Below are 7146 nucleotides of genomic sequence, written 5' to 3'. Positions count from 1 at the left end.
TACGGCACAGGTTCGTGACCTCAGGATGCGATCGGGTTACCCCGAGTCCGGTGCGGTCCATGGTAGCGATCCGTGAACCGCAAGACACAAGGATGCGTTGAGCGCAGCGAAACGCATCATCCAGGGTCGACCAGCGCCTAATCGTCCAGCTCCCGCAGGACGCGGAAGCCGAGATTGGTATCCATCTCGTCGATGTTGCGGCGGCGCCGGGCGGCGCTTCGGGTATTTACGGCTGGGTCGAACCACGAGCCACCCTTGGCCACGACCCATTCGTTGTCCGGGTCGCGACGGTATACGCCATCGCGCGGCAGGCTGGCGTGGTCATCATGCCAGGGGGTGGAGGTGAATTCCTGCACGTTGCCGTGCATGTCGTACAGCCCCCAAAGGTTTGGCTGGAAGCTGCCGACGTCCAGAGGACGGGACAGCGGGAAGCAGGCCGGGACGTACCACCTCCGGCGCTGGCGACGCTCCTCGTAGGGGAACAGGGAGTTGAAGTGCACATCGCGGCAGCCAACCGCCTCGCCGAAGGCAAAAGGCGTGCGCGTGCCGGCCCGGCAGGCGTATTCCCACTCGGCTTCGGTGGGCAGGCGATAGCGCTTGCCGGTCTCCTCGCTCAGCCATTCGAGATACTGCTGGATCGACGCGGGCTTGATGTTAAAGATTGGCGTGCGCGGCGTCCTTGGCCACACCAACCAGCCCCAGGTATCCCAGCCCGTCGCCTCGGCAAAGGCATCCCACTCCTCGCGCGTAACGGCAAAGCGACCCAGGGCAAAGGGCTTCTCCAGCACCACATAGCGCCGCGGCGACTCGTGCTCCTTATGCCCGTACTCCGAGGCGTCCGAACCGATCTCGCACTCGCCCGCCGGAATCACCTGCAGCTCGGGCGTCAGCGCACCCGAACGCGCTTCGTCCCGAAACGTAATATCCAGCCGCGCCTTGCGCGCCGCCTGCTGCTGCAGGTCCAGAAGATCCGCCTGCTCCATCGCCTGAACACTCTTCGCCATTGGCTCCTTCCAACCCGTACTTGAATCGTATAGGGCGCGCGCCCATTCTATAGGCAACATCCGCCTGGGGCCGTTCCCCGGTAAGCACTGGTGAGAGACATCAAGGTGGTCTAGGCTAGGGCTTGCACGCGATCTCAGGGAGGAGAAGCGATGCGTCACCAGGGCCTCACGGCCATCGAACTGATGGTCACCATCGGCGTGCTCGCCATACTGACCATGCTGGCCGCCCCGGCCTTCAGCCAGATGCTCGAGCGCCAGCGCGTCATCGGCGCCACCAACAGCCTGCTCAACGCCATGCACCTGGCGCGCAGCGAGGCGCTCAAGCGCAACGAGCGCGTCACCCTGTGCCCGTCCAGCGACGGAGAGACCTGCCGTGATGACGGTGTCTGGGCGGATGGCTGGATCTGGTTTGCAGACCGCGGCAATACCGGCCTGCGCGATCAGGATGATCCGTTGATCGGCTATGAGGCGCCGGGGCTAGAGGGCCTGGTGGTGACCGGCAACACTCCGGTCCGGGACTATGTGTCCTATGTACCCCGAGGCACGACCCAGCGCCTCAGCGGCGCCCTGCAGATGGGGAGCTTCACCGTTTGCGGCAATATCACAGACGGACGGCGCGTGATCGTCAGCAGCATCGGGCGGCCGCGGAGCGAACCCATTCAACGTTGTTAATAGGCTTTGCCTTACCAGCAATCTTGCGGTGTCCGCTCAGCGGAACCGCCGGACACTTCCAGAATAATGGGTGAACAATCACTGTCGTTAGCCTGGCGATTCTGGGGCGTTGCCGTGGCCGTAAACTCCGAAGGTGAGGACTCAGTAATGGCAAGCTCGTAGTGACCATCGGCCGAGACCGCGTCCAGACCCAATCCATCGGGCCGATCCTGCGTCAGCTGGCTGTTATCCGCGTACCGGGGATTGTTCGCACGATAACGCTCTTGCTCCAGCTGGATACGGAGCAGCGCATCGTGCGCATCGGCCCGCTGCGACTTGAGGATGTGGTTCTGGTACGAGGGGTACGCGATCGCCGCGAGAATTCCGATCACCACCACTACGATCATCACCTCGATCAGCGTAAATCCGGCCATCCGGCGTTTTGTCTGGTCCATCCCGCTCTCTCCCTCTAGGAACAGCTATACGGCTACACCCAATTCCACCACAAGCCGAGCCACTCGCCCCCTTCCAGATCGACGAAGGGTCTCTTTCGCCCCGTGAGCGGTAGCCGTGCGCCATGCCCAACATACCCCAAACCGTATAATGGGAGTCGATACCTTCCGGCACTCCGAACAGGACCCGCGCATGGCTGCAACCTCCCGACAGTCCGGATTCACCCTGATCGAGCTGATGATCACCATCGCCGTCCTGGTGATCCTGATCACGCTGGCCGTCCCTGCGTTCAACCTTGCCGAGCAACGGCGTGTAATCGGCGCAACCGAGAGCGCCCTCGACCAGATTCAGACTGCGCGCTCCGAGGCCATCAAGCAGGGGCGCGACATCTGGTTCGTCAGCCAGACTGATGGAGACGAGTGGTGCCATGGAATCTCGCAGACGGAAGATTGTAACTGCTTCGAAGCTGCTGGCGCGGGCAACGCGTGCGAGATCACGTTGGCAGGCCAGGAAGACCCCACCCTTAGAACCACTGTCTCTAATGACTACCGAAACATCACCATGAGCGGCGACCAAGAATTAAGGTTCGACCACGTGCGCAGCATGGTCTCGGGTACACGAGAAACTCTCGCATTCACCTCGTCACCCAGCGGCTTCCAGATGGAAGTTCAAATCAACCCGATCGGGCGACCAAGCGCTTGCGGAACGAATCGCGCCATGGGGGCGTACCCGGCATGCTGACCCGCCAACTCCGCCCAGCGGGCCACCTCCCTCGCATACGCTCCAGCAAGGGCTTCACCTTGGTCGAGCTGATGATCGGGATCCTTGTCGGGACCATCGTAGTTGCGGGGGTCATTGCTCTGTACATCACGGTGATACGCGGAAGCGCCTTCGTCGTTACAGAAGCCCGCGTTACACAAGATACGCGCATCTCGATGGACCTAATGGCTAGCGACATCCGACGAGCTGGCTACTCACACCCAAGCCGCATAGAGGTGTCCGAGGAATCCGGGACGCCAGAAAACCCTTTCATGGACGAAACCCGCAACATCACCATCCATGACCATGACGGAGGAAGCGCGAACTGCATCTTGGTGAGCTACGACCCAACCTTCCAGTACGACCCTCAAGACGCTTCTCTAGAGTTCGATCTCTCGGACCTGACGGGTTTTCGCCAATTTGTCTTTGGCTACCGCCTTAACTCCGAAGGCGTCATTCAAATCTTGGCGTCATCTAATGTGTCCAACACCGAAAGCTGTGAGACTGGCAGCTGGGAAACACTAACCGACCGCGGAACGATCCGAGTCAACTCGCTGACTTTCAGCACCGAAGGCTCGACTTGCCTCAACACGTCGCTGGACCTCAGTAGCGACAGCGGTAATACAGAAGATGACGCATTCTGGGAGGCCGACGAAGAAAGTCGCACCTTCTGCGAAGGGGCTTACAACGGCGCCCTCGAATCCGACCGAGACAACGTACTCATCGAAAGCCGGCAGGTCCGAGTCACCCTCGAGGCAGCCGACCGATCCAGCGGAAACACGCAGGTAACTTTCGACGAGAGCATCCGGGTCCGCAATAATCGAATCTTTACGGTGGAGGCTAATTAATGAACCACGCGCCCTTCACCACGCCCCCAGCAAGGCAACGCGGACTCGCGACCCTGGTGATCGCGTTGATCATCATGGTCGCCGTGACCCTGACGGTCTTGTTTACAGCGCAGACAAGCATCCTCGAAGAGCGCATGGCAGCCAATGAGACCCGCATGAAGCAGACGACCAACGCCGCTCAAGCGGGACTCGAGCGCGCGGTGGCCTTTGCTCAAGACGGCGAGGATGATATTGGCCGGCTATTCGAGCACGACTACTCAACGGACCGGCCCGTTTTTTACCGGTCTGCCTTCATAAGCCCAGACGCGGTGGACGAGATTCCGGGTTGCCCTGATTCCCCCGATGATTTTCAAAGCGTGGCCGTCTCGCTCGGTCAGCCAGAAAGCCTGCGGAACGCTGGCATCTGGTCTTGCGGTTGGAGTGATGACCAGAGCGCTCGACGGGGCGTGACGACAACGATTCGCGGCGCGCCGTCACTGGCGGACCCTCCCACCAACCCGCTTACGACCCGGGGTGGCGTGAACACCAATGGCCGAGCACGCGTATTCAATGCCTACAACAATCTGACCATCTGGTCCGGCCAGGACCTGGATGTCACCGGGAACCCCGGCAACACGTTTGTTCGCAACCAGGACCACCCGCCGCTTAGCGAGAACGACCCACTTCCCAGCGAACCCGATCAGTGCGGCGTGGGAACCGTGTATGTATGCACGACGGATGCAAATATGCGAGGCCCCGACGTCATCACCGGCGATCTTCAGCTCAGCTCCCTTTCCGACGATGACTTTTTCCGAAACTTCATGGGTCAGGAACCGAATAGCTATCGGGACAACGTCGTAACAGAGCTCGACCCAGACAGCATTGACGGGATGACCAACGAAGTTATCTGGATGACCGGTGATGCCGACCTTAACGACACGGTAGGCAATCGTGACAACCCCGTCGTCCTCGTTGTGGAAGGCGACGCGACGCTGGGTGGAAATTTCGAGCTGCACGGTGTCCTGTATGTCCGGGGCAACCTCAGCGCGAACGGCACGCCAACGGTTTACGGTGCCAGCGTTATCCAAGGCGACACCACCGATGCTGGCGGCACTCCGTACTTTGTCTTCGACCCCGTCGCTGCATCAGGAGCGGGGGAACTGGGCGCACGAGGCGCCATCTCCGGTGCCTGGCGAGACTGGGCTCACTGGGTAAACGAATGATGAGTGCCCGTCGAATGTATCGCCGCACTGCAGGAGGCCGGACCATGCAAGACCGCTCGAGAGCCCGCGTCTTTGGTATATCGCTGATCGAAGCACTCATCGCGATCGCGGTTGTGTCATTTGGGCTCCTGGCCATCGCGCGCCTCCACGGCGACCTGCTTTCGAGTGCCGGGGACTCCAAGGCGCGCGCAGAGGCAATGCAGATTGCGGAAACCGAGATCGAGAAACTGCGAAACGCGTCGACACTGTCAGACCTGAACCGCCGGCTTGACAATGTTCGAACAGAAGCTGAGGGGCGCAACGCCAGTTACACGCTCGAATGGACGAGCCTGCCGGACACCTCAGAGTTCGGATTTTTCGAACCGGAGGTGCGTGTCACCTGGACCGACCGACGGGGTGATGAACAGAGCGTACTCATCAGTACAGCGGTCGCCTGGAGCAATCCTCGATTCAGCGTCGCCGCGGCGCGCGCGGACTCCGAAGGCGGAAATTTCCTCAATACCCCGACAGGCCGGGCACGAATGGGGGGCGGGGAACTGCTGGAGGGAACCGACGTCACCACAGCTACCAACGTCATCGAAGGCACGTCCATCGAAGACGGCACAGAGACCCGTCAGCGCGATGGTGAGGTTCAACTTGTGCGCGATGGTGAAGTAGTTATGACGATGGACACCACCAATCCCGGGGAATTGTTCAGCACCATTAGCGGCCGAGTGTATTATGGAGACACTATCAGCCTGAATCCCGTCGTCACTCGCGTATTGTCTTCCGACGCAGGTTTTTGCACGCGCCGCGGCCAGGAGCCACTGGGCGGCACCTTGGAGCCCTTCGTGGACAGCGCCTCGGGGTACTCCTACTTTTACTACCAGTGCTATGTTGGCGAGGCTTGGTACGGCAACGTCGGGATTGTTCGTCAGGAGAATGCCAACCCGAACGACCGCTCCTGCGTCGGCGACCACTTGGCGGAGCAAACGAGCGCTTGGGACAGCCGCGAGCCCCGCACCAGCTCGAACCGCTTCTACCGTTCGTTCATCGAGACCGCGGGTGGCATCCGAGCCATCGGTATCGGGATTACTCCTGCCGAAGGCGAAAGCCAGAACCCGACCTACGTTGCCCAGAATCTTACGGGACACGATTTCATGCTCACCCAATTCCGGAGCGGGAACAATCGCCCGAAGGATTGCTTCGAGGCACTTGAAGATGGCCAGGGTGCATTCGAAGGCAACGCCGGCAGGCATGTCTGTCTTTACGAAGGCGGCATGGGCTGTGGCACGGACGACGGAGATTCCTTGCCCCAACCCGGTGACCAAGAAACTACTCTGGTCGCCGGCAATGTCGAGCAGATCAACGCGCCCACTGGCAGCAATAGATACCCAGTGCTGGAGGATCTGACCTTCGACAGCGTTTACGCCAGCTGTGGCCCGAACCGAGAGTCCTTCGGGCAAGGAAGGAATGAGGTCGAGTCAATCACTTCTTTCGAATGTGTTATCGACTGGGAAGGCTGGACGGGCGAGACGTGGTCCAGCGACATGATCCTGACACTGGGACCAGACACGAAACTCTGCGACATGGGCACAGCTGAACTTGGCGGCGGCACCGTAACAAAATCGGGTGACAACGTCCTCATCTTTGACCAGATCAGCCAAACCGAGGCGCTGGAATTTAACTTAATTACAGTCGCGCACGAAGACGCAGACTGCCCGTAGCTCCCGGCCTCAGTCTGCTTTGGAAGGGAGAGAGCGCTGGTGTCAGAGCTTGCCTTTTGCCTGACGCCCAGCCAGGCGCGCGCTGGCCATATACGGAAAAGCGCCCGGCGGATGATCCGACTGGGCGCTTCTTTTTGCCTTGCCCACTGACGGGGCGCTGGCGTAGGCCTTACGCCGAGGCGGCGCGAGCGGCCTTCTTGCGTTCGTGCTCGAGCAGGAACTTCTTGCGGATGCGGATGTTTTCCGGGGTAACCTCTACCAGTTCGTCGTCGTCGATGAACTCGATCGCCTGCTCCAGCGTCATGCGGATCGGCGGGGTCAGCTGGATGTTCTCGTCCGTGCCGGCGGCGCGGATGTTGGTCAGCTGTTTGGCCTTGAGCGCGTTGACGACCAGGTCGTTCTCGCGCGAGTGCAGGCCGATCACCATGCCCTCGTAGACCTCGTCGCCGGGGCCGATGAACAGCTTGCCGCGATCCTGCAGGTTGAACAGGGCAAAGCCCAGCGCCTTGCCAGCGGCGTTGGC

Annotated in this window: 7 protein-coding genes and 1 pseudogene; 5 read left to right on the top strand and 3 right to left on the bottom strand. The window is 60.8% G+C overall.

Going from position 1 to position 7146, the window contains the following annotated elements; translation table 11 throughout:
• Positions 1-137 precede the first annotated feature (137 nt).
• On the bottom strand, positions 138-1004 hold the full coding sequence (locus tag G372_RS0100280; RefSeq protein WP_019623732.1) for a formylglycine-generating enzyme family protein: 867 nt from the start codon (positions 1002-1004) through the stop codon (positions 138-140).
• A 150-nt stretch (positions 1005-1154) separates the two neighbouring features.
• Here G372_RS0100280 and G372_RS0100275 point away from each other — a divergent pair, with 150 nt between their 5' ends.
• Positions 1155-1676 carry a GspH/FimT family pseudopilin gene (locus tag G372_RS0100275; RefSeq protein WP_019623733.1) on the top strand — a complete coding sequence of 174 codons (522 nt, stop codon included), beginning with the start codon at positions 1155-1157 and terminating at the stop codon, positions 1674-1676.
• Between the two features lie 11 nt (positions 1677-1687).
• On the opposite strand, the gene G372_RS0100270 is transcribed toward G372_RS0100275, so the two are convergent.
• Complete coding sequence (locus G372_RS0100270) at positions 1688-2110, bottom strand: type IV pilin protein (RefSeq protein WP_019623734.1); 423 nt, start codon at positions 2108-2110, stop codon at positions 1688-1690.
• 190 nt (positions 2111-2300) lie between these two features.
• On the opposite strand from G372_RS0100270, the gene G372_RS0100265 reads away from it, so the two are divergent.
• The 4 genes from G372_RS0100265 to G372_RS0100250 are packed head-to-tail and all read left to right on the top strand — an operon-like array spanning position 2301 to position 6623.
• Positions 2301-2849: a GspH/FimT family pseudopilin gene (locus G372_RS0100265; RefSeq protein ID WP_019623735.1), complete on the top strand. Its 549-nt coding sequence runs from the start codon at positions 2301-2303 to the stop codon at positions 2847-2849.
• Positions 2843-3715, top strand: a complete 873-nt coding sequence (locus G372_RS0100260; RefSeq protein ID WP_019623736.1) for a prepilin-type N-terminal cleavage/methylation domain-containing protein — start codon at positions 2843-2845, stop codon at positions 3713-3715. Before G372_RS0100265 ends, G372_RS0100260 begins: the two co-directional genes overlap by 7 nt.
• The gene (locus tag G372_RS0100255; RefSeq protein WP_019623737.1) at positions 3715-4917 is read left to right on the top strand and encodes a pilus assembly PilX family protein; all 1203 of its coding nucleotides are present in this window, start codon (positions 3715-3717) and stop codon (positions 4915-4917) included. Before G372_RS0100260 ends, G372_RS0100255 begins: the two co-directional genes overlap by 1 nt.
• A 44-nt stretch (positions 4918-4961) precedes the next feature.
• The gene (locus tag G372_RS0100250) at positions 4962-6623 is read left to right on the top strand and encodes a type IV pilus modification PilV family protein (protein WP_019623738.1); all 1662 of its coding nucleotides are present in this window, start codon (positions 4962-4964) and stop codon (positions 6621-6623) included.
• Between the two features lie 169 nt (positions 6624-6792).
• On the opposite strand, the pseudogene G372_RS13425 reads toward G372_RS0100250, so the two are convergent.
• Positions 6793-7146 (bottom strand): annotated as a pseudogene (locus tag G372_RS13425) (translational GTPase TypA); the annotation flags it as partial.

Source organism: Thioalkalivibrio thiocyanoxidans ARh2 (assembly GCF_000385215.1).
GTDB classification, from domain to species: Bacteria; Pseudomonadota; Gammaproteobacteria; order Ectothiorhodospirales; family Ectothiorhodospiraceae; genus Thioalkalivibrio; species Thioalkalivibrio thiocyanoxidans.
This window is presented reverse-complemented; position numbering and strand designations above follow the sequence as displayed.